Annotated in this window: 1 protein-coding gene; it reads left to right on the top strand. The window is 24.9% G+C overall.

All coding sequences use genetic code 11. From position 1 onward, the window contains the following. Positions 1-370 (top strand): hypothetical protein (locus Q9J32_RS10070; protein ID WP_301885000.1); only part of this gene is annotated, 370 nt, incomplete at its 5' end. Between the last annotated feature and the right edge of the window lie 31 nt (positions 371-401).

Raw genomic sequence — 401 nt, 5'->3', positions numbered from 1 at the left:
TATTCCCGTATTTATAGCCCGCCTTGAGCGATGTTTATCGAATCAAATTAGATTACCGGAAGATATTATTAATTCCAATACCAATAGGAAATTTTATTATCTAATCAATGATGAGACCACTAGTGAATATATTGTAGGGCTTGGGGATTCATTTGATGATTATCAAATGTATTATTTTAATAATAAAAATCGTGTTTCATTTTTATGGAAATTACGTGAAAATACATTTTCAAATTATAGCTATGAATACGATTGCAACGATTTATTTGAGTTTGAATTAGAGAAGAAGATAATTGAAAATAGTATACTAATTTTTAAGGAAGCTATCGATAATAATATTAAATATAATATTGTGAAAATAAATGAATGATTTTTAATAATTTTTTAATATAGGCTAAGAC

The sequence above is a fragment of the Neisseria uirgultaei genome (assembly GCF_962719845.1).
Taxonomy (GTDB): domain Bacteria; phylum Pseudomonadota; class Gammaproteobacteria; order Burkholderiales; family Neisseriaceae; genus Neisseria; species Neisseria bergeri.
This window is presented reverse-complemented; position numbering and strand designations above follow the sequence as displayed.